Raw genomic sequence first — 23,933 nt, 5'->3', positions numbered from 1 at the left:
AAGAAAGAATTTAAAAAAAGACTAGAACTTTCTAGTCTTTGGAAGTAGAATCTTGAGGATAAGATTTTAATAGCTCGTTTACCTTATCTCTTGTCTGGGTTTCTATTGTTTCCTGATCACTCTCAATATCAATCTCTACAGGATTCTTGTCCGCAGTTTCTTCTAACCAGCTCTTGGGAAGAATAGTGATGGGGTCATATACGTCTTCTTTTATGTCGGTGGGGGCAAGTTCCTGAATTCCCTCAATTTTTTCTTTGTAATATAAAATTTTGAAGTCGATTTTTATTTTCCGATAAAATGGATTACTTGTTTCTTCTAATAAAAAATCCCACTTTTCAACATGTACGAGACGATCAGCCTTACGCAAATGCCCGAGAAAATCCGTTAATTGCCTGTATGTCCCCTCAAACTCGACATGAAAACGAATCATTCCAAAAGGAAGGTATTCTAGCAATTCCTGTGGAATATCGGTAACCCCTTTTACTGTTTGCTGATTGTTCTGCTCTTCTTGTGCTTGTTGAAAGTATCCGTCCAAAATCCTTTCAGGATCCGTAACGAACACTCTTTCCCTTTGTCTGGCAACAGAAAGGTCAAATGGAGAAGCAGGTGCCGTTTCTTGTTTTTTCACTTCACCATCGTTGGCCTGATCTTCTTCCTTTACCTCCTTAGCAAGCGTAGCCAACTCTCGTAAAAAGACAGTCACCATATCCTTTTGCTCAGGCTGAACTTCTTCCATTTCAAGTTTTGTAAACTCTACTTCGACCAATTTTGAAATATTGTCTAGTTCCGTCAAGAACTCTGGCACATGCCGATCAAAGGGAACCTTCTTGGCAAATCCAGTGGCTTCAATCGGATTAGGAGGCAAGGGCTTCTCCAACTTCTCTTCATGCACGGAATTCTCAGTCATGTAACTTTCAAGCTTCCCCAGTTGATTATCTAGACTAGCAAACTGATGTACTTTAGATTCATGCAGAAAGTAAAAACCGCCAAAAATAAGTATTATGCCAGTAATCAATATTCCAATTAAGCTTTGATAAGATTTCCATCCAAAGTGAAAGTGGTCGAGCTTTATGCTGGAAAGATACCTTTTAACCGTCTCCATCTGGCTCTTCCCTCATCTCATTTATATCTTTCTTATAGAACGTAAACTCTACAATTTTTGCTTTTGGGGGATCAATATGGTATTGCTCATATAAATCAGGATTATTAAGAACCTGCAAATAAGCGCTTCCTACTGATGAAGTTTTTTCAAGTTTGTCAAGTAACAGCGCTGCATCTGTTAAAGTATAGAGTGCCGCCTTTCCTGTCACCTTATTGCCTTCACCACTCAATTCAATAATCTCGCCATGGCTAGGCATCGAGTATTCAAGATCTATAAGCATATTCATCCAACTTGAACCGCGACTCGCCTCAACGCCTTCGATTAGAGCCTTATACTTCATGAAGCTCTTCAGTTCCTGTTCTCTCTCTAATACTCCCTGGTTCCACTTCTTGTTATGTTCAAGCTGTTCCTTTTTCTGTTCCAATCGCTCTAGTTTAGCTTGCATAACTTGTAAATTCGACTCCTGATGAATGACGAATTGAGCCAAAACAACGGTGATAAGGATTAAACCAAGAAACACGAGAGTCAGGAGTTTATAGAAGTTTTTTACAACAAACGATTCTTTAGGTAGCAAATTAATATTCATCATGCCATCTCTTCCTTCAAGGCCATACCTAGAGGAACTACAAGCGAGGCCTCTATCTCTCTTAGGCTCTTTTCATTTAGCTCCTGTGCAAATGGGATCCTGCCTATTCCAGCTACCCATGATCGAACACCTAATCGGCTGGATAGATACTCGGAGATTTCTCCCAAGTCCTTTGTATCTCCTACTAAAACCAATTCAGCAAGAATCTGTTCTCGGTTATTTAACGTATATAAGTAAAAATTCATTACGCGTTCCAATTCATTCCCCATATCTCTCGCAAAGGAATGAACAGCACTGTGGTTATCTGAAAAAACAGGAAGGTTATTTATATAGGAACCAAGATCAAGGTTAAAAGTTCTGACCAGTCGAGGAACCTTTTGATGAAAAATACTAACCTCCGTGCTTTTTTCGCCTATGTTAACGAGCATGTAGGTATCACCTAAGCTTTCTTCTCGTTGAATCACCCTATGTACGGCAAAAGAAGCTAGATCAACACTTTCTGGATAAAAGCCAGCTTTCTTGAAGGCATCCGCGTAAGGATAAATATAAGATTTTGGCGCAATGACCAACATTAAATCCAATTCCTTTGCCTCGCTTCGCTTATCCTGCTCCGTAATCACCCCAAAATCAAAAACATATTCCTCAAAAGGAAGTTGGATACTGTTTTCAATCTCCAGACTCACTGCTTTAGCAAGCTCTTTATTCGGTAAATTGGGTATTCTAATAGGACGGAGCAAAATATGATGGGAACTAATAGACAGTTGAATATTTTTCCCCTGGATCCCTGCTTTATTTTTTATTTCAAACAGGAAATCTGAAAAATCTTGCTGCCGTTGTATTTTACCAACTGAAATTAAACCTTCAGGTATATTTTCCATACAATATGAAGATAGGGTAATCTCTTTAGCTGATTTCGCCATTTCTACGAACTTAATAACGGAATCCTTCACTTCTACGCCAACCATATACTCTGTTCGCTTCCACAAATTCCATTTCATTTCCTACTTCTCCTCTTCTCTATAGTCGGAGAACATAAAGTATATATCCTTGTATTAATTCGTCCCCCCAAAAGTAAGAAAGAACGATCCCTAGAGCCAGAAACGGACCGAAAGGAATAGGTTCCTTGCGTTTCACTAGTTTCATCGCCAGTAAAATACCCCCAACAATTCCACCAATAAGCGATGCAACCAAAAAAGAGAGCAAGGTTAACTTCCAACCGATAGCCATTCCAACAACCGCCATTAATTTAATATCTCCGCCACCCATTCCCCCACGACTCAGAATGGAAATGAATAGAAGCAATCCTCCTCCAGCCAGCACTCCCAGTAGGTAATCGAAGAATGGAAGCGGACCGTAAAAGAGATGGAGAAGAAAAAAGTAAATGAAGAAGAACGCATTCACTTTGTCGGGGATGATCTTATATAACAAATCGCTGATTGTTATAGTTGCCAATAGCATCATCAATGGGATGCCAACCAGTAATTCTTGGCTTAATCCAATTTTATTATAAGTAAAGATGAGCAGGATAGTGGTGAACATTTCCCCCAATGGATAGATAGGGGAAATCTTGATTCCGCAGTACCTGCACTTTCCCTTTAAGAAAACATAGCTAAGGATCGGAATAAGATCCAGCGGACCTAGTTTATGATTGCACTTCACACAGTGGGACGGAGGAAAAATTATGGATTCCCCTATAGGAATCCTAATCGCTACTACATTAAGAAACGACGAGAGGAAAAGGAAGAATGTGATAAAAAATAGTGAAATGGATAGCTCCATATGGGCCTCCTTTATGATAAGTAAAAAAATCGACAACCACCGCGAGGGGTTGTCGATTGATAGTTCTTAGTAATTCGATGGCTTTCCTGAAACGGAATAACTAGTTACTTTTTTTGTAGTGGCATCTTGGGTTAGTACAACGTTAGCTACTGCATTATTATCTGACCATTTTGGTTCAGATGTTAGATATCCTTTTTCTTTTAAAACAGCAATTGTTATAGTTGCTGAATTATTGTTAAATGTTACATTTTTCGCATCATCCAACATATAACGCTGAGCTGCATCGATTACAATTTTCTCTGTCTGACTATCAGCATTTTTCTTCGCATCTGAAAAATTCGTAATCACACTCGGTGCCGCGATCGCAGCAATAATGCCCAAAATAACAACAACGGCTAACAACTCAATCAACGTTACCCCCCGCTGATTATTCCATAGTTTTTTCAAAGACGCTACCATGTTCATTACCTCCCTTATTTGCTCTCCATTTGCATATTATGGAACTAAAAAACCCGCCCCTAATGTAGGGCCGGGTCGGTTGCACTACTAGCTCCCTCCATCCCAAGTGCCCAAATAAAGAATGGAGTTCACAGCTACCCAAATCTAGCATTCCTAGTTCCTACTAACATTATATAAAAAAAATGTCAAAATGGGTAGAATCTTGTCGTGAACAAATTATTAATTTTTCTTAAAGTTTTATTGAAATCCCTTGTACATGGAAAGAGTAGGCAATAAGACGGCCAGAACGATTAATCCAACGATCCCGGACACAATAATGAGCATCATCGGTTCAATTAGGGCTCTGAGGTTATCAGCCATTCTCTCAACTTCGTCTTCATAAAAATCAGCTACTTTTTCCAGCATGGTATCAAGTCTGCCTGTTTTTTCGCCAACTGCGATCATTTGAACAACCATCGGAGGGAAAATCGGACTATTCCTAAAGGGATTAACGATAGGCTGTCCATTTTTAATGTTTTCTTTGGCTTGTTCCAAAGAACGGGAAACCACTTCATTTCCTACTACATGAGAAACAATGGACAGGATTTGAACAATAGGAACGGCTGCAGTAAATAAAGTTGAAAAAGTTCTACTAAATCGAGCTAGTGAGGCTTTGAGGAATAAGGTTCCGAAAACGGGAACTTTCAGCTTTAAGTAATCCATTTGATACCGACCTGGCTTTGAAGCGCTATATATTCGTATAAAAACAAAAAGCAGTATAGGAAACAGAAAAAAGAGATACCAAAACGAAGTGATTACTTCGCTCATTTTCATAACGATTCTTGTAATCAAAGGCAGTTCCAAACCCATATTCTGAAACATAGAAACATAGTTCGGAACAATCTTCCACATCATGAAAAACCCTACACCCAAAGAAAGAAAGGTTACCGTCACTGGATAAATTAAGGCAGATCTGATTTTCCCATAAATTATGCTTTCCTTCTCAAAAAAGCTCGCTAGTTTAGCTAATACATCATCCAGTGTTCCGCTTGCTTCCCCCGCGCGAACCATGCTAATAAACATGTCCGGAAATACTTTGGGATAGCTCTGGCATGCCTTCGATAGGGAATTTCCACTCCTTACATCCTCCAAGACTGCAACTAAGGCTTTTTTCATAGACTTATTCATGGTCTGTTGTGCAAGCACTTGAAGAGATTCGGATATGCCTACGCTAGCTTGGAGCAATGTAGAGAATTGCCTGCAAAATATAGCAAGATCCCGCTTCTTTATTTGTGGTTCAAGAAAGGCAATATCCTTCGTCAGAAAACTTTGTTTAAAAGGGTTAATATTAGTTACATACAAGCCTCTGTCTTTTAGAAGCTGATATGCTGCTTTCTTATCCCGCGCTTCTAGCTTTCCTTTTACTTTTTTTCTTTCTGTGTTATACCCAACGTATTCAAATTGAGGCATATCTCCACCTCCTATGCCTTTAGTTATACCTCAAAGTATCGGTCTAAATCAGGTATGATTTGTTTGACGGATTCTGGAGAAACGATTCCTTTGTTCATTAACATGCGTAAGGATTGCTCCATTGTAATCATTCCCTGTTGCATGCCTGTTTGCATCATACTTTTTATTTGGTGAACCTTTTCTTGACGGATCAGGTTAGCAATGGCCGTATTATTTATCATGACTTCAAAAGCCGCCATTCTCTGACTTCCATCCATAGCAGGAAGGAGACGCTGAGATATGACAGCAGCTAGATTTCCTGCAAGCTGGACCCGTATTTGCTGTTGTTGAGCCGGAGGAAACACATCTATAATCCGATCAATGGTTTGTGGAGCATCAGAGGTGTGAAGGGTGGCCAGGACTAGGTGGCCTGTTTCCGCTGCACTGATTGCAGTTGAAATAGTTTCCAGATCTCTCATTTCTCCAACTAGAATCACATCAGGGTCCTGTCGTAAGGCAGAACGGAGACCTGTTGAAAATGTAGAGGTGTCTGTTCCTATTTCTCTCTGATCGACGATGCTCTTTTTGTGTCCATGCAAATACTCAATCGGATCTTCAAGAGTGATAATATGCTTGGAAAAGCTTTGATTGATATAATCTACAACAGAAGCCAATGTCGTAGACTTTCCGCTCCCGGTCGGCCCGGTAACTAATAGTAAGCCTTGATGTCTTTCAGCCAATTGGCGTACAACCGGAGGAATTCCTAATCGATCAATTGGTGGAATATCCTGGGCTATCGTCCGAATTGCTAAACTAATAGAACCCCGTTGACGGTACGCATTAATCCGAAATCTTGAAATTCCAGCAACTCCAAAAGAAAAATCACATTCCCCCTTGATCAGGAGTTGCTCAAATTGTCCTTCATTCATTAGATCACGGGCAACAGACTCAGTCCAGTCGGGTGTACAGGAACACTCGCCAAGTGGAATAAGCATACCGTTGATTCTAAATACAGGGGCTTTTCCTATCGTGAGATGTAAATCCGATGCCCCTCTAGCTTGGGCCTCCTTTAACAATCCAATGATATCCATCGTTTCCCCCACTGCATGTTATTGTTTTTTATTCCATGCATACTCTTTGCAATTCACTTATGGTAGTAAGCCCAGTCGCTACCTTGTATAGCCCATCCAAAAATATCGGCCTAAATCCCTGTTTAAGAGCTAGTTCCTTATAATCTGTGTCGGGTTTTACCTGGACTATTAACTTTTTCATTTCGCCATCTGCGATAAGTACCTCGTGAATAGCCATTCTCCCGCGATAACCTGTCTGGTTACACCTATCGCAGCCCTTACCTATATAGTATTTTTCTAGCTTCATTTGATTTGCCTCAAAAATTTCCCTGTGAGGAGAAGGAATCTCCACTTCAACTTTACAAGATGTACATATGGTTCTTACTAATCGCTGAGCCACAATTCCTCGCAAAGAAGATGATACCAAAAAAGGCTCAATCCCCATATCCATTAGACGATTAAAAGTACTGACCGCATCATTTGTATGAAGAGTGCTCAGAACCAAGTGACCAGTCATCGAAGATCGGATTACCATCTCTGCCGTTTCATTGTCTCGAACCTCCCCAACCATCACAATATCCGGATCCTGTCGCAAAATGGAGCGTAAACCAGTAGAATAAGACAAACCTGCGGAGGGATTAACCTGTACCTGATTAACTCCGTTTAATTGATACTCAACCGGGTCCTCAACGGTAACAATATTCACATCATCTCTATTTAAATAACGCAGGGCAGAATAAAGAGTTGTCGTTTTTCCGCTACCGGTAGGTCCGGTTATCAATATCAATCCATAAGGAGCCGCTATCATCTTCTTAAATAAGCTAAGATTTTGTTCGGAAAATCCTATGTTGTCTATTTCCCTATTGGCATTAGCAGGATCTAACAACCTCAAAACTAATTTTTCCCCATGAATAGTCGGTAAACTAGAAATACGGATATCAATTCTCTTTAATCCCGTATCAAATTCGAAACGGCCATCTTGTGGAACTCTTTTTTCAGTAATATTTAAGCCCCCTAATATCTTTAGACGACCTGTTATTACACCAAGCATGTTAATCGGAAATTCATTCTCTGTTCTTAATACCCCATCAATACGAAAACGGACTTTTATTATCGCTTCCTGAGGCTCAAAATGCACATCACTTGCTCCCAAGGATACCGCTTGGGATATGGTTTGATTCAGTAGGTTTACGACCGGTGAAGACTCATCGGCTATCTCCTCATCTTCCGTATCTGTGTCCATGTCTTCCAGCATATCGTGTACAGACTGCTGAACCTGATACGATCTCGAAATGGCACGGTTCAACTCTTCCTTAGTTGCAATGACGACTTCAATGAGCATGTCCGTGCTCATTCTCAGATCGTCAATTGCATAATAATCGAGAGGATCTGACATGGCCACAATTAACTTCCCACTCTCAATTCGCAAAGGCAAAGCCTGATGTTTCTTGGCTAAGTTCATGGGAATAAGCCGAACAGCCTTATCATCAATTTTCTGCCTATGTAGCTGAACATGAGGGATGCCGAGTTGAAACTCAAGTAATTCTATCTTTTGCTGCTCAGTTATATATCCTCTAGCAATCAACAGATCTCCAAGCTTCAAACCGCTATCTTTCTGCTCTTCCAAGGCTTGCTGAAGCTGCTGAGGAGTAATTAAGCCAGATTCAACGAGCAAGTCTCCTAATCTTTTTCTTTGAATCATGGGCAATCTCCTATTCTACGAAAAAATTTCATTTCGTCTGGCGATAATAGATCGAGTTTGTAAGTGTATAAGTGGAGCCATTTAATTCAACTTTAAGATTTATCTTAAGTAAGTTCCCTTCATAATCAAAGTTTGTCCCTGCATAGCTTTCACCAAAAGAGCGGATACTTTGTCCTTCGATTTCGAGATCTTCTCCAATAACACGAACTAGCGTCCTCCCGTTTACCACTATTTGATCATTCCTTACAATGGTTAATACCGATTCTTGTTTCCTCAATTTTCCAACCAACTCATCCATTGCCAAATCAGCCACCTGCCGCACGTTTGTTTGGGATGTAATCTGACCAAAGTCACGTAATACGGAGATATTGATGTGCAGTATCCCCCATATAATAAAGGATGCAATGGATAAAGCCGCTAATAACTCAATGAGTGTCGCTCCTGCTTGGTTTCGGATCATGGTACCCTCCGCTATTGTGTTCGGCCTCTACCAATATAGCCAGTTAAGGTATACATCTGATTAAAAGGATCGGTAGTTTCAACCTTTATCTTTAGTACATCCTTCGTTCCAGATGGTACAAACGAGGTCTCTACGCGAACTTGATATCCATCAGGAAGGCTGATCTTTGGTATATTTTTTGAAGGTATCCTGCCCCACTCCTCTCCGTCCGGTTGACTTTGAGCAAACTGTTTTACCGATTGCATTTGGTGCTGGGCGAGATGAATAGAGGACATACTTTGGTCATCTTTTGCGGTACGCTCTATATTCTTTGTAAATACCGCAGATAAGATCATGGCAATAATGGATAAGAGAGCGGTAGCCGCAATAACTTCGATTAGGGTTAAACCCTTTTCACAGGAGAACTTCATATGACACCTCAGTATTTTGGAACTAGATTGGAGATTTTTCCTTCCAGATTATTTAACGTCTTGTTGTTCGAACTGACAAAAATATTTAATGGCGGAACAGCTCTTCCTTGATTTTGATGCAATCTTAATGGGAACGGGTTAGCGATAGAACCAAAGCTTTTAAACACCAGAAGTCCATTATTGATATTATTTACTTTTTCAAGGGGACTGTTATTGTTTTGTGAGAATTGAATGTGATCACAAATTAAAAACTGATTGACAACATACGTTGTACTTTGATGAACACGCATTTTTATTGTCTCTGCCCTAATCACCCGGTCGGTAATATAGGCTTTATTTGAACCTGTCGATTCGTCTACGATCCCGCCATTCTCTGTAATTTGAACAACCGTGCCTGGCAATGGCCGGAATAAAGAAAGCTCACTTCCAGATATAAGATTGGGCTCTTTTGGACTGATATGGGGTGCAAAGGTTAAGGAAAGAAGCTGCTGCTCATCTTTCATGCGAGAAAAAGTAGGCATCGCATCTTGGTGGATAATCAAAGGTGCGCCTCCCGAGAATGTCATAGGAGCCAATTCTACACGTGCAGTTACCTTCTTCTCCACATTACCCGAAATCCCTACTCCGATGAGTTCAATCCTCAACTCACCTGAACTCGCTAGTTGATTATCATAAGTATAGTCTAGTCTCATTCTCCCTTTACTTAATTGGGCGCTTTCTTCATTTACAGTATTGCTCGAAGCAGCAAGCAGTGATGTAAATTTTTTCTCATCATAGTCCTGGTAATTGTCAACTAGATATCTGCTTAGCAACACCCTATACCCAATCTCCAGAGCCCCTTCAGCTAAATTGATAGCTTGGGTATCATCTCCCGATCTTACTACATTTTTATAAGCCTGAAACGTAGTTTGCAATAAAACAGGAGTTAGCACCCCTGCCAAAGCAATAATAAATAGAACATAGAGAAGCAAGTAGCCCCCTTGGGACTTTATATATAATCCTATGAGTTTTTTCATTTTACCCACCATGTTCACTTAGCTAATTTTATATAGTCTATATTATACATGAACAGTGATTATCCACGAGTTATTTCTATCACACGAAGGATTGGAAAAAAGAGGGTCATCCAATAGACTCTGTCTACCGGATGACCCTCTGATCATTATTTATTCTCCAATGCCTCCGCCAATCGGTCGGCCACTTTCCATATGTCACCGGCGCCCATAGTAATAACTAGGTCTCCAGGCTTTACCACTTGCATGAGGTGTTCGAAGACATCCTCTTTGGTTGGCATATAGACGGTATTTTCGTTTGAGTTTTGCTTGATTAAATCCACTAAAGCTTGGGCCGTAACCTCCATTTTCGTATCATTCGCAGGGGAATAGATATCCGCGATGATCACCTGGTCCGCCTCGGAGAACGCTCGGCTAAACGCATCCAACAGGAAGAATGTTCGAGTGTAGCGCTGAGGCTGGAAGACAGCCAGTATTCGTCTGTTTGTAGATTTTGCTGCTTGGATGGTTGCTTCGATTTCCGTTGGGTGATGAGCATAGTCATCGACCACAAGCACATCCTGGGCTTCTCCGATCACTTGGAAACGGCGTTTAGCTCCACGGAAGGACTTAATGGCTTCAGCAATCGCTGGAAAGCCTATCCCCGCTTGCAAGCAAACAATAATCGTGGCCAATGCGTTCAAGACGTTGTGCCTTCCAGGTACGGTGAGCTTTACTTGCCCTAGAGGCTCCTCCCCTTTTTTGACTGAAAAGGAAACGGTTCGATCACCATATACCACATTTTCCGCTGTATAGTCAGCCGGTTTTTCCAGTCCATACGTAATATAATTGCACCTTACTCCTGGAAGCATATCCGCGATATATTCGTCATCTGCACATACAACGGCTGTCCCGTCTTCCTTCACATTGGAGAGGAACTCGCGATAAGCTTTTTTCAGATTTTCAAAGTCACCCTCATAGTTTTCAAGGTGATCAGGCTCAATATTGGTTACGACTGCAATTTCTGGATGATACTTCAAGAAAGAGCCATCGCTTTCATCTGCTTCCGCGACAACAAAAGGTCCTTTACCCGCTCTAGCGTTACTGCCTATATCCACAATTTCTCCGCCAATGATATAGGTAGGATCGGCGCCAGCCTTCTCCATGACTAAAGAAATCATGGATGACGTTGTCGTTTTCCCATGCGCTCCCGAGACCGCAATTCCTGAACGCTCATTAAGTATTCTTGCGAGCATTTCTGAACGATGAATGAGTGGAATGTTTTGATTTTTGGCTTCTACTAATTCCACATTGTCCCTCGGGATATCTGTTGAATAGACCACGACTTGAGCTCCTAATACATTCTTGGCCTCATGACCGATATAAACTTGCGCCCCTCTGGATACAAGCTTATCTGTCAGCTCCTTTCTAGCCATGTCAGAGCCGCTCACTTTGTAGCCCATATCCACCAATACTCTGGCAATCGCGCTCATTCCATAGCCGCCAATCCCAATAAAATGAACGTGTTCGGTTTGTGTTGCCAACTCATTCACCAGCCTTTTCCTTAAAGTCGGGGCAAATCTCTTGCGCTTTGCCCAATGCTTCCCGAATTGTAGAAATAAAATATAAAGATCCTGTAACTAGAAATACATCATCTGCCTGATTAGGTTGGTACCATTCTTCGAAAGCCCGTTGCCATGGCTGGGTCCCTTTTACTTTAAGGGAAGGACTCTCATTGTGAAATTGCATGAGGATATCGGATAAAGGCAATGCTCTTGGGTGATCCATCTCAGTGGCCACCACTTCTTCACATATAGGTACCAGTTCACGAATAATAGCTTGCGTATCTTTGTCTGCCAAGACAGAAAAAAGCACGTTAAACTTTCTCCCAGGAAATCGTTCCCTTGCGGTTTGGAGTAAAGTTCTCATCCCTTCTATATTATGTGCTCCATCCAAAATAAGGAATGGTTTTTTTTGTGCAATTTCAAATCTACCGGGCCATTGTGCTTTTTGCAGTCCCATTAGTAAATGCTCGGTTTCAAACCACACGGCAGAATATTGCCGCAACACTTCAAGCGCCATGATGGAAAGGGCCGCATTTTGCACTTGATGCTCCCCTAGCATGGAGAGGCGAAGTCCTGGATAATCTCGAAAGATCCCATGGAAATCAAAGTACTCTTGTTGATCAGCTAGCATCCCGGACTTGCGCGAATAGGAAAAATCTTTACCTAAGCTGTACAAAGCAGCTTTCTTTTGTTTAGCTGTTTTTTCAATGACCTCAAAGGAAATTGGATTCGTTTCCGCTGTAATAACCGGGAATCCATTTTTGATAATGCCGGCCTTTTCTGCTGCAATCTTCTCTAAGCTGTTTCCGAGGATATTCATATGGTCGTATCCGATATTCGTAATAACAGAAACTAAAGGGGTAACGACATTCGTAGAATCAAGACGCCCGCCTAACCCCGTTTCCCAGATAACAAAATCAGGATAGGCTACTTCCGCAAAGTATAAAATGGCGAGAAGGGTTAATACTTCAAATTCGGTTAATGAACCTGCTTTCGTTCGTTCGATTTCAGACGCAAGAGGTCGGATCCGCTGCTCGACAAGCGCTGCAAACGCATCCTCAGACATGGGCTGATGGTCACAGTTCACATGAGTGTTCAATCCCCCCATAGCGGGAGAGGTAAAAGTACCAACTGAATAGCCGGCTTCTTCTAAAACCCGAGAAATAAACTGGACCGTAGATCCTTTACCATTCGTTCCTGCGATATGTATGAACTTCAATCGACGCTCGGGGTAATCCAATCGCTCCAGCATCCACTGCATCCGTTCTAGGCCTGGTTTTATTCCAAACTTCTGCAAACCCTTGATCCAGGTCACTGCCTCCTCAAATGGTCTCATCGCACAACCTCATTTCACTATAAGCAAGGACAGAGAGACTTGTGAGGGGTCTCTCCGTCATCTTCTTTTTAATTTTTAGCTTTTCAATTCAACGATACGAGCTTTCACGGCATCTAACTTTTCCTGATAATCCCGGCCCTTGGCTCGCTCTTCTTCTACCACTTGCTCTGGAGCCTTAGCTAAGAAGCCTTGGTTGCTGAGCTTCTTTTCCACGCGCTCGACTTCTTTTTGAAGATTCTCCGCTTCCTTCTCGAGACGAGCAATCTCCTTATCTAAGTCAATCAGACCTGCTAAAGGCAGATAAATTTCTGCACCCGTTACTACGGCAGAAACCACTTTATCCGGCGTAGTCAATGCAAGAGAAATCTCCAGCTTTTCTGGGTTACAGAAACGGCGGATATATTCTTCTCCTTGCTGCAGAAGGTGCTGCGCTTCTTCACTCGTTGGTTTAATCATTAGCTCTATTTTTTTGCTTAATGGTACGTTCATCTCCGCCCGAATATTACGGACATTGCGAATAACGTCCATCAGCAAGCCCATCTGCTTAACAGAATCAGGGAAATGCAAGTGATCATTCACTTTTGGCCACTCCGCTACCGTAATGCTTGCTCCTTGATGAGGAAGATGCTGCCAGATCTCTTCCGTAATAAATGGCATAAACGGATGAAGAAGGCGCAAGGTCTGCTCAAGCACATGCGATAACACGGACTGCGTCGTCCTCTTAGCCGCTGCATCCTCCCCATACAAATGAGGCTTCGCCATTTCAATATACCAATCGCACAGATCATCCCAAATAAAGTTATAGAGGGTACGACCCGCTTCGCCAAATTCAAATTGCTCCAGCAGTCTAGTCACTTCCTGAATCGTTTCATTCAACCTCGTTAAAATCCACTTATCGGTTGTTCCTAAAGGACCCGAAAGATCGATATCTTCTATCGTAAAGCCTTCGAGGTTCATCAGAGCAAAACGAGAAGCATTCCAAATCTTATTGGCAAAGTTTCTTGCGGCCTCGACACGCTCCCAACGGAACCGCTGGTCATTCCCCGGTGTATTTCCGGTTGCCAACATAAAACGCATCGCATCAGCGCCATATTGATCAATCACTTCCATCGGATCAACCCCGTTACCAAGTGACTTCGACATCTTGCGTCCTTCAGCATCACGAACGAGTCCCGTGATCAATACGTTCTTGAACGGATTTTGATCTGTGAATTCATGGGCGGTGAAGATCATTCTAGCTACCCAGAAGAATATAATATCATACCCGGTTACCAACACATCGGTCGGATAGAAGTGCTTCATGTCTTCCGTTTGTTCTGGCCAGCCTAGTGTAGAGAATGGCCAAAGCGCTGAACTAAACCAAGTATCCAGAACATCCGTATCTTGCTCTAACTTCTCGCTTTCACATTTTGGACAGGAGTGAATATCCTCTCGAGAAACCGTCATTTCTCCGCAATCGGTGCAATACCAAGCTGGAATACGATGTCCCCACCACAACTGGCGAGAAATACACCAATCACGAATATTTTCAATCCAGTGCAGATAAATTTTTTCAAAACGATCTGGAACAAAGGCAACAGCTTGTTCCTCTTTTTGTCTACGTATCGCTTCTTCCGCTAGTGGTCCCATCTTCACAAACCATTGAGTCGATAGATACGGCTCCACTACCGCTCCGCTGCGTTCACTATGTCCTACTTGGTGGATATGCTCCTCAATCTTGAAGCACACGCCTTGCTCTTGTAGATCCTTCACGATCTTCTTGCGGCATTCGAAGCGATCCAGCCCTTGGTAAAGTCCCGCATTCTCATTCATCTTGCCAGTCTCATCCATGACTAGAATCTGCTCTAATTGATGGCGGTTCCCCAGTTCAAAGTCATTTGGATCATGGGCAGGCGTAATTTTCACGGCTCCGCTTCCAAATTCCTTATCTACATAGTCATCCGCAACAATCTTAATTTCTCTTCCGACGATAGGCAAAATGACGGTTTTTCCGATTAAGTCCTTATATCGTTCATCCTCTGGGTGGACAGCTACAGCCGTATCCCCAAGCATAGTTTCCGGACGGGTGGTCGCCACTTCGATATGGCCAGAGCCGTCTTTAAGCGGGTAGCGAAGATGATATAAAGCCCCTTTTACCTCTTTATACTCTACTTCAATATCGGAAAGGGCCGTACGAGTTTGCGGATCCCAGTTAATAATATAGGCGCCGCGATAGATTAAACCTTTTTCATAGAGTCGGACAAATACTTCGCGAACAGCGTTGGACAACCCTTCATCTAACGTAAACCGCTCGCGGGAGTAGTCAAGAGATAAGCCCATCTTGGACCATTGCTGACGAATGATATCCGCATATTTGTCTTTCCACTCCCACACCTTTTCCACGAACTTCTCGCGTCCTAGGTCATAGCGGGAAGTCCCTTCGTTCTTTAGCATTCCTTCCACGCGCGCCTGGGTTGCAATCCCGGCATGATCCATACCTGGGAGCCAAAGCGCATCAAAGCCCTGCATCCGCTTGGTACGGATTAATATATCTTGCAAAGTATTATTTAAGGCATGGCCGATATGGAGATTTCCCGTTACGTTAGGTGGCGGGATAACAATCGTATAAGGCGTTTTTCCTGCTGCCCGCTCCGCCTTAAAATACTCTCCTTCGAGCCAATATGCGTACCATTTCCCTTCGGTTTCTTTTGGATCATACTTCGTTGGCATTTCTTTTGTTGATTGAATTTCCGACATTGGCTAATCCCTCCTGGACGATTCCTTTAAAAAATAAAAAAACCTCCCCCATCCAAAGGACGAAAGAAGTTCGCGGTACCACCTTTGTTAGCGATGAATAGGCCTCACTTGGCCTCATTCACTGCTCCCTTATATCCCTTTCTAACGGTAGGGTTCCGTTTCTTCCTACTTTCTTCGGGTTTCAGAAGAAAAACTCACGGGCTACCTTCAGCAGCTTCAATCCAAAGGAATCTTCCAGCCAAGGATTCCTCTCTCTTGATGGCTCCACTGCTTAATCCTCCCAGTCAACGTCATCGTCATTATAAAGCTAGAAATCATTTTACCAAATTACTATTAGCTTAGACAAGTGGGGGATAAATTAAACTAGCCTTCCTTTTTCCAAGCACACCATTCTTTTTGCCTCCATGGCCAGCTCCCGGTCATGAGTCACCATCAAAATGGTTTTGCCTTCTTCATGTAGTTGTTTAAACACCCTCATAATCATCATGGCGTTTTCATAGTCCAACGCACCTGTAGGTTCATCCGCTAGCAAGACTTCTGGTTCGTTCATCAAGGCTCTAGCCATCGCTACCCGTCGCTGTTCTCCTCCGCTCATCTGATACGGGAGATGTCCTGCTTTATCTTTAAGCCCCACTTTTTCAAGTAAGGAAAGAGCGTAACCTTCATCCTTGGGTTCATAGGAACCTGCAATTGTCTTGGGCATCATGACATTCTCGAGAGAGGTTAAGGTCGGAATAAGACTCGGAAACTGAAAGACAAATCCGCACTTCTGCGACCGAATCGCCGCTCGCTGTTTATCAGACAATGTGGTTACATCCTTATCCCCAAACCATACCTTTCCTTCTGAAGGTCGGTCGATTAAACCAGCTAAAGCTAAGAAAGTCGACTTGCCGCTTCCCGACGGCCCCATGATCGAAACATACTCTCCCTTTTCAATCGATAGGTTTATATTTTGCAATGCATCGCTCCAGCTGTCGCGAGCTAGCTGATAGCTTTTCTTTACTTCTTCTAATCGAATCATCCCTTACTCCCCCTCCCTTATCGCTTCATAGGGCTCCATTCGGACTGTACTTCGGATCGGAAAAAAAGCGGCTAGAACGGAAATCAGGACCGTTACGAATGTCGTCACTAAACCTATCGCTAGTCCAGACACCCAATCTGGAAACAGCAGGGGAAGCTGGAACACTTGCATAATTAGGATCCGATTATCATATAAGGCAGCTGCAGACATTAAAGCCCCTAGGCTAGCACCAAGTAAGGAAGCCATGCCTGCTTCGAGCAAAAGCAGCAAGTAGGTTGCTCCCCGCGTAGCCCCCATCGCTCGAATCATTCCAATTTCTTTTCTTCTTTCGCTAATTAATGCCGTAAACATGGTCGCAACTTGCAAGGAACTCATGATCAATACAAGAACGATCATCATATAACTCAGAATTTTCACCGGGAAAATCTGCGTATTCACCATTTCTTGAAGTCCCTTTCCTTGGACTACATCTACCCCGATGTCCATTTTCTCAATTTCACGTTTGACAAAGCTCTCCATGCCCGGCTCCGTTTTAACTAAGACAATCGAAATATGCTGATCGGGAAACTCTAATCCAGAACCTTTTTTTCCATTCAGCTCATTGGCTGCATCCCTATGCATAAAGATCGTATGGTCGGTTCCCATCCCCGTCGGGAACATCACGCCTTTAACGGAAAAGTCTTTTCCAAACAGCGTTACCCATTCCTCCACATATTGGTTATCATAATGAAAAAGGAAGTTATCTCCGCCTGCAGAAGATCCGATTAATATATCATAAGTGCCCAGTTCTTTATTATCGGCCGTCCAGTGCCGGAGGGTGAAATCTTCCCTTGGATCAAAGGCAATGATGGGAAAGTCCCCTTCCGTTCGGCAGCAAACGGTCGAAACCGTCTCTAAGTAGATTTGAGCCGCGGCTCTTTCTACTTCAGGTATCGATCGAATTCGGTCCAATACGGATTCTGGCATATAAAAGGGAGTGGCTGTGCCAGATATGATTAGATCCCCTGCCTGGTTTCCATAGCCTTTTGGGACGACTAACAAATCGGCCCCTAACCGGCTGGAGCTAGCTTCCATGCTTCGTTCCATGGAATGTACGAAAAAGTAACTGGCAAATAAGATAAACGCGGTTAATCCTGCACTTCCCGCTAAAAGCATCGTTCGAGATATTTTTCTCTTTAGGTTCCTCCACGCAATCACCGTCAATCGATTCACTTCAACTCACCTCAATCTCCTATAAAAATCATTAAAAAGCTCGATATAGAGAAAACTTGGTAAAGGTTTGCCCCTTTACAAATCTTTTCGATTAATGGTGTGTATTGTAATCGTAATAATCCAAATCACGACGATGGTCCATACAATATGATAGATAATCTGAACATTGCTCAACATGTGCTCGCCACCATTCTAGGGGTTTAGTACTTCAAACAGACGCCTAATCTTCTATCAGATTGGGCACCTGTGTAAATACTAAAAGAAAAGAGTAAGAGGGGACGCTACTGTCCCCCTTGACTCTATTTAACGGTTTTCAAATATTCGATCATAGAACCCATCTGATCGTCTGACCATCCTGCCCCAAGTGCAGGCATGGATCCTCTTCCCGCCTTCATGACGTGAATGAATTCTTCTTCGCCAAGTTTATCAATTACACCGACCAGCGCAGGACCAATCCCCCCGGAAAGGTCTGCTCCATGGCAAGCTAAACATTGCCCAGCCAAAGCTTTCCCCGCTTCAGCACTCACCCCGGCAGGTGCAGCCATCGTATCCCGCTCATCTAGTGGACCTGCTAGCAGGGCGTAGGTTACCGCCCATACTCCTAGTGCTGCATATACGAAAATCAAAAACTTAGGGATCTTTCCATGTCCCGTCTTCATCCCATTAACGACATCTACATGCTCACCTTTATGATCTTTCTTAGCCATGCCAGTGCCTCCCCTTACGATTCATCTTCCAGCATTCTATATTTGATTCCTTCAACATCTTCAAACTGGCCGGTCTTCTTTGCAGCGAAATACAAGAGAATTGCCGATAGAGAGAAGGTCGCCATGATGGTAAGTAACAAGATCGTACTAATAGTCATTTCATTCCCTCCGTTGTTCTGGTTTTATTGAGCGGGCTTTAAGCTCATAAGGTATGCAACTAAATTATCTAGATCCTCATCGCTTAAGTAATCGTACTTTGGCATGGTTGATCCAGGTACAATTTCCTGTGGATTCTTTAAGTGTGCTAGATTCCATTCTGCACTAGTCCGAGCTCCCACCCACATTAAATCAGGACCTGTTCGATTTGAACCAAACAAATGCGGCTTATCATTTTGATAGTCTCCTGGGATGGAAACAGGTCCGATATTCATGGCCAAATCCGCTTTAACCGGACGAACGACCTGCGTGTGGCACGTATTGCAACCCTCACGAATGTAGATTTCTCGACCCATCGCTTCAGCAGACCCTGCCGCATAGGCACGGGCTTCCGCGCTCTTAGAAGTCGCCATCATTTGATCATCATAAAACGGTAATATAACTGTCGCGAACGCCCCCATCATAAAAAGCACAAAGGCGGCTATAAATATTCCAACTGCACTTTTTTCCATATCCATAGTAACTTTATCCTCCTTTTGCTTTAAGCTGTTGCGGAAACATCCTCAGATCTGTCAACCTTAAATGCCTTACCTGCCTTCATTGTCATGTAGATATTCCAAGCAAAGAAAAACTGAGCCACGATCATCAGGGTACCGCCAATCGCACGGACCGCTACAAATGGGGCAACCATTCTTACGGTTTCAATAAATGGTGTAGCTTCCATCCAAGCAAAGCCTTGCATTACGCCGGCGATCCACATGCTGAAAGCGAAGATCAAGAAACCCGCTACGGATAAATAATAGTGCCAGCTCATCAGAGCTTTACTGTAAATTTCCTTCCCGCTAATGCGAGGAACGGCATAATAGATCGCGATAAAGCCGATAAACGAGAAGGCTCCAAATGGCGCCATATGGGCATGACCAGGTACCCAGTGAGTATATTTAATTACTGCACTAACGGACATAAGAGATTGGAAAGGTCCTTGCAAGCATGCCATTAAGTAGAAAATCATCGCTGTAATTAAAAACTTTAAATTCACATTGTCTTGTACTTGATGCCATTGTCCCTTCATCGTACCTAGTACATTAGCAAGTACGGTCCATACAGGAATGATCAAAAGAATGGAAGGGATAATACCAGCTTTCATTAACCATAATGGAATCGGGCTGTTCACCAAGTGATGCGGTCCGTTCCACACGTAGAATGTACCAATCGTCCAAAAGCCAATGAGAGATAGCTTGTGGCTATAAATGGGCTTTCCAGTAAGCTTCGGCAAGAGGTAATACATGGTGCCAATCCCTACCGTCGTAAACCATAAACCGATAACATTGTGACCATAGAACCAGTTCATATTCGCTTGCATAGCACCGCCTACAAGCTCGGATGGAATATTTCCAACAATGTATACCGCTGGCAACCAAACTAACGAACCGACATAATACCAAATACTTACGTATAATTGCTTTTCTTTTCGATTCTTAATAGTCATTAACACATTGACAGCTACAAGAATAGCAAGCAAGGCTACTGCCAGGTCCAACCAAAGGGGTAATTCCGCATACTCAACCCCTGTGGAATATCCTGCTGCAAGTGTAATAACCGCTGCTGTGATTCCTACATTCCATAAAACACATGTAAAATTCCCTAGGCGTTCACTCCACAACTTTGTACGAAGCAATTTCGGAACGATATAAAACATACAGCCTACATTTACCATCGATAACCAAGCAAGAAGAACCCCATTTGTGTGTATAGGTCGAACACGGCCATACGTTAGCCAGCTCGTTCCTCCAAGGAAATCAGGTGACATTTGTTTAATCGCCACTACGAGTCCCGCCAACATTGAAATAAGCAGCCAGAAAATAGCCGTAAACCAAAAATTTTTAGCTGCACTATGTTCTGCATTACTAAACATCCTATTACCTCCCCTAATTTCAGTAAAAACTCTCCCACATGTACTCACCACGATTTAAAACAACTTACCTGATATCCATCCCTCCAAGCATAAACACTATAGATAATGTGTTAATGTTAGAATGTGCATTTTTTCACAAACTTTATCTACTCTTATCTTATTACAAAAAGAGGCACAGTCAATCAAGCAATTGTGAAGATAATGTGATGAGATTAAAACCAATTTGTGAAGAAGAACCCCTAGACCAATGCCCACATAAATTAGTAACAGCAGATCAGAAAGGATGAATTTGAATGAACCGATTACGATATCACCCTACGTATCTGAAGGTAAGGGCAGGTATTCAGCAACTAACCTTACCGCTTGGCATCTTCCAGTTAATCCGTACCCTGCTCTTACCTACAAGCTTTGACGTCATTCTTCTTATCCTTATAGCCCTTCTATATGCAGGCATCGAATTTGATTGGTTTTAAAAGAAAAAAAAATAGCCGGACACAGTTGATTCATCAGAATCAAACAGTGCCGGCTAATTATCTTGTTATGGTTTACGCTGATAATGGACTGCGCTGGTCGATATAACGGCCGATTTGTGTGACCAATTCATCCCAGTGTCTTTGGGCATGAATCGCCTCAGCCAGCCGATTAATGTCTGCTTCGCTCCATTCATTTTGAGTCAAGTAATTACTAAAGTATTTCCAAACTTCCCTGGGCACAGCTAGCTGCACAAGAATATAAACGAGTTCATTATCCGCTAGCCTCCGCTTATCCTCGTACCCTTTTAAAAAAGACAGGACGGAGGACAATCTCCAACCGCTTTTCTCATAGATCTCTCGTATGAGTTGAGTGGTATCCTGGTGCAGCGGAACCAAACCTTTATTGTACCCCCCTCGTATCTTCCACCCTTTCTCTGCTTTCACCATTTGTACGAGATGAAAGCTCTCGGTAGACAGTGGGAAGTAGGGGATTGCTTCTTTAATCCCTTCGCATAGCTGGTAGGCTCTTCTAAATCGCTTATAGAGCAAAGGAAGATTCGCATAAATCACTTCATCCACTAAGGTCGGTTCCTTCTTGGACTCGATCGCCTTCATGATTTGCTTAATCAGAGTACTCCCCTCAATAAAAATATTATCATTGAAGGGTTCCGCGCCAACGTTCACCGCTGTATTGATACGTCCAACCGCACAATGATAATCGGCATAAGTCCTGCCCAGTTCCCTGCATTCACCTTCATCCTTAATATCAGGCAAAGCGGCTTCTGCATAGTCAGTTAAAACAAAATACTTGTTTTGAAAACGAATATACTTCTTATTATTCGAATTGACTTGAAATCTCTCAACAGCCTCATATCCCTCGGTGAATAACTGCTCTCGCCACGTATTCGACCACTTTAACAGCTCAGGACTCTGCCAAATAGAAACCATTTTTTTCCCTCTAGTTGTCTCTACTAAGTAACCATCTTCTATCGGTTGCACACGAAGGGCTTTTAATTTGTACGTGGAGAGCATTTTCTTCAATTGCTCCAAGGTGACTTTCAAGGAGGATCACCCCTTTACGGGAATGTATAGCAATTGTCCTGAAGCGACTTGATTCCGGGCTGCTGCGCCGTTAGCCCGAAGGATCGCATCCACCGTCATGGCATATCGTTCGGCAATCTCTTCTATGGTTTCATTTTTTTGGATGATGCAAATCCTCACCTTAGTGAATTGCTCAGCTTGATTGTCCATGAAATTGGTTAAGTATAACGCATCATTATCTTCCCGTCCTGCTTCTGAGGCTTGACTCCCTGTCTCTGATCGCTGTGTCTGCTCTTCCTCTTTCTTAGCTTCCTTCTTAGGAATCCGTGAGAAAATGCTAGCAAGCGAAGAGATAGGCTCTTGGTCTTGTTTCGTCCCTTTATTAGAAATAGCTACCCGTACATCTTTTTCATCTTCTTGTTCTTGTTCTTGTTGTTCTTCTTGAACTTCCTGTTCTTCTATTTCTTCTTGACCCTCTACTGCATCCTCCCTCGGGCTTTCCGGCAGCGTTGGCAGAGGAACAACATTACTCCATTCCGTTTCGGCTTTCGCCTCCGGCTCCTCTTCACTTGGTCGTAGTTTTTCAAAAGGCTCCGTTTGCTTTGGAACTTTTTGCGGCACCTCTTGAACTGCTGGTGACTCAGGGGTTTCAGGAGATTCAGGAGATTCAGGGGACTCTAAAGCCTCTTGTGCCTCCTGTACCGACTCTTCCGGTTCGTGCTCTTCCTGCATAGGGGGCAGAGTGGTTGGCTCGGACTCTGCCCGATGGGAAACCGCAACGGGTTCTTGCTGCTCTTGTGCTGGAGTTTGCTCCTGAACGATCGGTTCAAATTCCTGCTGAAGAGCTTGTAATTGCTCATTATAGTAGGCCTGGAAATCTTCATTCCACTGATCCCCTGCAGTATGAACAAATTCAAGAGGAGCCGCGTTCCATGACTCTTCTTCAGGCTGTTCTGCTTTTTCCTCGGTAAATCCGCTAATCATTAAGCTGGCAACCACTTCAACCTGGTAAGGCGTCTTTAATTCATAATCGAAAGAATTAATATAGGCATAAACATCATCAACCTCTGCCACTTTATTTCGCGGCATCGTAATCTTCACAGGGATCCGGTACTCAAACCTGTCCTGTTTTGCCAATGGCGAGTAGGGACCTCGGTCAGCCGATAACGGCTCAAATTGCACCGACTCCTCATAAGTTTCGGGGAGTTCATCCGTTGGATCCAACTTCCCTGCCTCTTGATTTCCTTTGTAATCTCCATAAAGGAATAAGGAGCCTATGATCTCAATTTCTGCACCATTTTCCTCTATGACAATTTGAGGGATGATTTCCATCTCTTCAATTTCTTCAATCGGCAATTGTGAATGTGAAAGCTGTACAATTTCCCTAATATCAATTTGATATGAACCCAGTCCATGTTTTTCCATGTTCCGCGTTTCCTCCTTCCCGGTATCACCTTCTCCTAAAATATATTGTCCTTATCCACAGGATAGAACTGATTAGATGAAACCCATGAAGCTAGATTGAGAGGATGGGCTGGGTTTTTAGGGGAATTATCAAATATAGGATGGATTTTTTAATAAAAAGGGGAATGATCAGGGGGCTCGGACGGGGAACAGCCTATTTTTTAACGTTTTATGAGAAAATTTTCGGATTCCACCACCAATGGTTCTCAATTTCAGACCTTTTGTCGAGTTGCTCACGACCTTCTCCGGTTTGGTCACGGAGAGGTGGCGAATGCTCACAAAAAAACATGCGATGCTTACATACCAGTAAGGATTACAA

At 42.9% G+C, this 23,933-nt stretch carries 23 protein-coding genes, 1 riboswitch and 1 other annotated feature; of the genes, 1 reads left to right on the top strand and 22 read right to left on the bottom strand.

Annotated elements, in window-relative coordinates:
• Positions 1-31: 31 nt before the first annotated feature.
• From EIZ58_RS07655 to EIZ58_RS07560, 20 genes are all read right to left on the bottom strand, one after another.
• On the bottom strand, positions 32-1,102 hold the full coding sequence (locus EIZ58_RS07655) for a hypothetical protein (RefSeq protein WP_134700017.1): 1,071 nt from the start codon (positions 1,100-1,102) through the stop codon (positions 32-34).
• Positions 1,089-1,691 carry a PilN domain-containing protein gene (locus tag EIZ58_RS07650; protein ID WP_134700016.1) on the bottom strand — a complete coding sequence of 201 codons (603 nt, stop codon included), beginning with the start codon at positions 1,689-1,691 and terminating at the stop codon, positions 1,089-1,091. The genes EIZ58_RS07655 and EIZ58_RS07650 overlap by 14 nt, the downstream gene beginning before the upstream one ends.
• A complete protein-coding gene (gene pilM, locus EIZ58_RS07645) occupies positions 1,688-2,686 on the bottom strand; it encodes a type IV pilus biogenesis protein PilM (protein ID WP_134700015.1) in 999 nt (332 codons plus the stop codon). Before pilM ends, EIZ58_RS07650 begins: the two co-directional genes overlap by 4 nt.
• Before the next feature lie 19 nt (positions 2,687-2,705).
• Positions 2,706-3,467 carry a prepilin peptidase gene (locus EIZ58_RS07640; protein ID WP_134700014.1) on the bottom strand — a complete coding sequence of 254 codons (762 nt, stop codon included), beginning with the start codon at positions 3,465-3,467 and terminating at the stop codon, positions 2,706-2,708.
• Between the two features lie 66 nt (positions 3,468-3,533).
• Positions 3,534-3,926 carry a type II secretion system protein gene (locus EIZ58_RS07635; RefSeq protein ID WP_167577556.1) on the bottom strand — a complete coding sequence of 131 codons (393 nt, stop codon included), beginning with the start codon at positions 3,924-3,926 and terminating at the stop codon, positions 3,534-3,536.
• A 64-nt stretch (positions 3,927-3,990) separates the two neighbouring features.
• A riboswitch (cyclic di-GMP riboswitch) is annotated at positions 3,991-4,074 on the bottom strand.
• 89 nt (positions 4,075-4,163) lie between these two features.
• The gene (locus EIZ58_RS07630; protein ID WP_134700012.1) at positions 4,164-5,375 is read right to left on the bottom strand and encodes a type II secretion system F family protein; all 1,212 of its coding nucleotides are present in this window, start codon (positions 5,373-5,375) and stop codon (positions 4,164-4,166) included.
• 23 nt (positions 5,376-5,398) lie between these two features.
• Positions 5,399-6,445 carry a type IV pilus twitching motility protein PilT gene (locus EIZ58_RS07625; protein ID WP_134700011.1) on the bottom strand — a complete coding sequence of 349 codons (1,047 nt, stop codon included), beginning with the start codon at positions 6,443-6,445 and terminating at the stop codon, positions 5,399-5,401.
• A 28-nt stretch (positions 6,446-6,473) separates the two neighbouring features.
• On the bottom strand, positions 6,474-8,126 hold the full coding sequence (locus tag EIZ58_RS07620; RefSeq protein ID WP_134700010.1) for a GspE/PulE family protein: 1,653 nt from the start codon (positions 8,124-8,126) through the stop codon (positions 6,474-6,476).
• 28 nt (positions 8,127-8,154) lie between these two features.
• Positions 8,155-8,586: a PilW family protein gene (locus tag EIZ58_RS07615; protein WP_134700009.1), complete on the bottom strand. Its 432-nt coding sequence runs from the start codon at positions 8,584-8,586 to the stop codon at positions 8,155-8,157.
• An 11-nt stretch (positions 8,587-8,597) separates the two neighbouring features.
• Complete coding sequence (locus EIZ58_RS07610; protein WP_134700008.1) at positions 8,598-8,996, bottom strand: type II secretion system protein; 399 nt, start codon at positions 8,994-8,996, stop codon at positions 8,598-8,600.
• A gap of 8 nt (positions 8,997-9,004) precedes the next feature.
• A complete protein-coding gene (locus EIZ58_RS07605; RefSeq protein WP_134700007.1) occupies positions 9,005-10,012 on the bottom strand; it encodes a hypothetical protein in 1,008 nt (335 codons plus the stop codon).
• Between the two features lie 146 nt (positions 10,013-10,158).
• On the bottom strand, positions 10,159-11,532 hold the full coding sequence (murC, locus tag EIZ58_RS07600; protein ID WP_134700941.1) for a UDP-N-acetylmuramate--L-alanine ligase: 1,374 nt from the start codon (positions 11,530-11,532) through the stop codon (positions 10,159-10,161).
• Between the two features lies 1 nt (position 11,533).
• Positions 11,534-12,889: a bifunctional folylpolyglutamate synthase/dihydrofolate synthase gene (locus EIZ58_RS07595; protein WP_134700006.1), complete on the bottom strand. Its 1,356-nt coding sequence runs from the start codon at positions 12,887-12,889 to the stop codon at positions 11,534-11,536.
• Positions 12,890-12,964: 75 nt separating this feature from the next.
• Positions 12,965-15,625 carry a valine--tRNA ligase gene (locus EIZ58_RS07590; RefSeq protein ID WP_134700005.1) on the bottom strand — a complete coding sequence of 887 codons (2,661 nt, stop codon included), beginning with the start codon at positions 15,623-15,625 and terminating at the stop codon, positions 12,965-12,967.
• 52 nt (positions 15,626-15,677) lie between these two features.
• Positions 15,678-15,922 (bottom strand) — a binding site (T-box leader).
• Positions 15,923-15,983: 61 nt separating this feature from the next.
• Positions 15,984-16,646 carry an ABC transporter ATP-binding protein gene (locus EIZ58_RS07585; protein ID WP_134700004.1) on the bottom strand — a complete coding sequence of 221 codons (663 nt, stop codon included), beginning with the start codon at positions 16,644-16,646 and terminating at the stop codon, positions 15,984-15,986.
• Between the two features lie 3 nt (positions 16,647-16,649).
• The gene (locus EIZ58_RS07580) at positions 16,650-17,858 is read right to left on the bottom strand and encodes an ABC transporter permease (protein ID WP_134700003.1); all 1,209 of its coding nucleotides are present in this window, start codon (positions 17,856-17,858) and stop codon (positions 16,650-16,652) included.
• Between the two features lie 299 nt (positions 17,859-18,157).
• On the bottom strand, positions 18,158-18,565 hold the full coding sequence (locus EIZ58_RS07575; protein WP_134700002.1) for a c-type cytochrome: 408 nt from the start codon (positions 18,563-18,565) through the stop codon (positions 18,158-18,160).
• 14 nt (positions 18,566-18,579) lie between these two features.
• Complete coding sequence (locus EIZ58_RS07570) at positions 18,580-18,723, bottom strand: cbb3-type cytochrome oxidase assembly protein (RefSeq protein ID WP_134700001.1); 144 nt, start codon at positions 18,721-18,723, stop codon at positions 18,580-18,582.
• 24 nt (positions 18,724-18,747) lie between these two features.
• Positions 18,748-19,239, bottom strand: coding sequence for a cbb3-type cytochrome c oxidase subunit II (locus tag EIZ58_RS07565; protein ID WP_134700000.1), 492 nt, complete (start codon positions 19,237-19,239; stop codon positions 18,748-18,750).
• Positions 19,240-19,262: 23 nt separating this feature from the next.
• Complete coding sequence (locus tag EIZ58_RS07560) at positions 19,263-20,636, bottom strand: cbb3-type cytochrome c oxidase subunit I (RefSeq protein WP_134699999.1); 1,374 nt, start codon at positions 20,634-20,636, stop codon at positions 19,263-19,265.
• A 293-nt stretch (positions 20,637-20,929) separates the two neighbouring features.
• Between EIZ58_RS07560 and EIZ58_RS07555 the strand changes: the two genes are divergently transcribed.
• Positions 20,930-21,109 (top strand): hypothetical protein, encoded by a 180-nt coding sequence (locus EIZ58_RS07555; RefSeq protein WP_134699998.1) that lies wholly within the window; start codon positions 20,930-20,932, stop codon positions 21,107-21,109.
• Between the two features lie 72 nt (positions 21,110-21,181).
• On the opposite strand, the gene EIZ58_RS07550 is transcribed toward EIZ58_RS07555, so the two are convergent.
• Positions 21,182-22,171 carry an aminoglycoside phosphotransferase/kinase family protein gene (locus EIZ58_RS07550; protein ID WP_134699997.1) on the bottom strand — a complete coding sequence of 330 codons (990 nt, stop codon included), beginning with the start codon at positions 22,169-22,171 and terminating at the stop codon, positions 21,182-21,184.
• 6 nt (positions 22,172-22,177) lie between these two features.
• Positions 22,178-23,575, bottom strand: a complete 1,398-nt coding sequence (locus EIZ58_RS07545) for a LysM peptidoglycan-binding domain-containing protein (protein ID WP_134699996.1) — start codon at positions 23,573-23,575, stop codon at positions 22,178-22,180.
• Between the last annotated feature and the right edge of the window lie 358 nt (positions 23,576-23,933).

Source organism: Ammoniphilus sp. YIM 78166 (assembly GCF_004522215.1).
Classification (GTDB): domain Bacteria; phylum Bacillota; class Bacilli; order Aneurinibacillales; family RAOX-1; genus YIM-78166.
The sequence above is the reverse complement of the archived record's forward strand: the minus strand, read 5'-3'. Positions and strand labels throughout refer to the sequence as shown.

Excerpts from the sequence above, each read along its gene's own strand:
- EIZ58_RS07610 (WP_134700008.1), bottom strand. The coding sequence starts at position 8,996 with ATGAAGTTCTCCTGTGAAAAGGGTTTAACCCTAATCGAAGTTATTGCG.
- EIZ58_RS07585 (WP_134700004.1), bottom strand. The coding sequence starts at position 16,646 with ATGATTCGATTAGAAGAAGTAAAGAAAAGCTATCAGCTAGCTCGCGAC.
- EIZ58_RS07620 (WP_134700010.1), bottom strand. The coding sequence starts at position 8,126 with ATGATTCAAAGAAAAAGATTAGGAGACTTGCTCGTTGAATCTGGCTTA.
- EIZ58_RS07650 (WP_134700016.1), bottom strand. The coding sequence starts at position 1,691 with ATGATGAATATTAATTTGCTACCTAAAGAATCGTTTGTTGTAAAAAAC.
- EIZ58_RS07625 (WP_134700011.1), bottom strand. The coding sequence starts at position 6,445 with ATGGATATCATTGGATTGTTAAAGGAGGCCCAAGCTAGAGGGGCATCG.
- EIZ58_RS07555 (WP_134699998.1), top strand. The coding sequence starts at position 20,930 with ATGAACCGATTACGATATCACCCTACGTATCTGAAGGTAAGGGCAGGT.
- EIZ58_RS07560 (WP_134699999.1), bottom strand. The coding sequence starts at position 20,636 with ATGTTTAGTAATGCAGAACATAGTGCAGCTAAAAATTTTTGGTTTACG.
- EIZ58_RS07655 (WP_134700017.1), bottom strand. The coding sequence starts at position 1,102 with ATGGAGACGGTTAAAAGGTATCTTTCCAGCATAAAGCTCGACCACTTT.
- EIZ58_RS07605 (WP_134700007.1), bottom strand. The coding sequence starts at position 10,012 with ATGAAAAAACTCATAGGATTATATATAAAGTCCCAAGGGGGCTACTTG.
- EIZ58_RS07590 (WP_134700005.1), bottom strand. The coding sequence starts at position 15,625 with ATGTCGGAAATTCAATCAACAAAAGAAATGCCAACGAAGTATGATCCA.
- EIZ58_RS07635 (WP_167577556.1), bottom strand. The coding sequence starts at position 3,926 with ATGGTAGCGTCTTTGAAAAAACTATGGAATAATCAGCGGGGGGTAACG.
- EIZ58_RS07640 (WP_134700014.1), bottom strand. The coding sequence starts at position 3,467 with ATGGAGCTATCCATTTCACTATTTTTTATCACATTCTTCCTTTTCCTC.
- EIZ58_RS07595 (WP_134700006.1), bottom strand. The coding sequence starts at position 12,889 with ATGAGACCATTTGAGGAGGCAGTGACCTGGATCAAGGGTTTGCAGAAG.
- EIZ58_RS07570 (WP_134700001.1), bottom strand. The coding sequence starts at position 18,723 with ATGACTATTAGTACGATCTTGTTACTTACCATCATGGCGACCTTCTCT.
- EIZ58_RS07545 (WP_134699996.1), bottom strand. The coding sequence starts at position 23,575 with ATGGAAAAACATGGACTGGGTTCATATCAAATTGATATTAGGGAAATT.
- EIZ58_RS07615 (WP_134700009.1), bottom strand. The coding sequence starts at position 8,586 with ATGATCCGAAACCAAGCAGGAGCGACACTCATTGAGTTATTAGCGGCT.
- EIZ58_RS07565 (WP_134700000.1), bottom strand. The coding sequence starts at position 19,239 with ATGGATATGGAAAAAAGTGCAGTTGGAATATTTATAGCCGCCTTTGTG.
- pilM (WP_134700015.1), bottom strand. The coding sequence starts at position 2,686 with ATGAAATGGAATTTGTGGAAGCGAACAGAGTATATGGTTGGCGTAGAA.
- EIZ58_RS07630 (WP_134700012.1), bottom strand. The coding sequence starts at position 5,375 with ATGCCTCAATTTGAATACGTTGGGTATAACACAGAAAGAAAAAAAGTA.
- EIZ58_RS07575 (WP_134700002.1), bottom strand. The coding sequence starts at position 18,565 with ATGGCTAAGAAAGATCATAAAGGTGAGCATGTAGATGTCGTTAATGGG.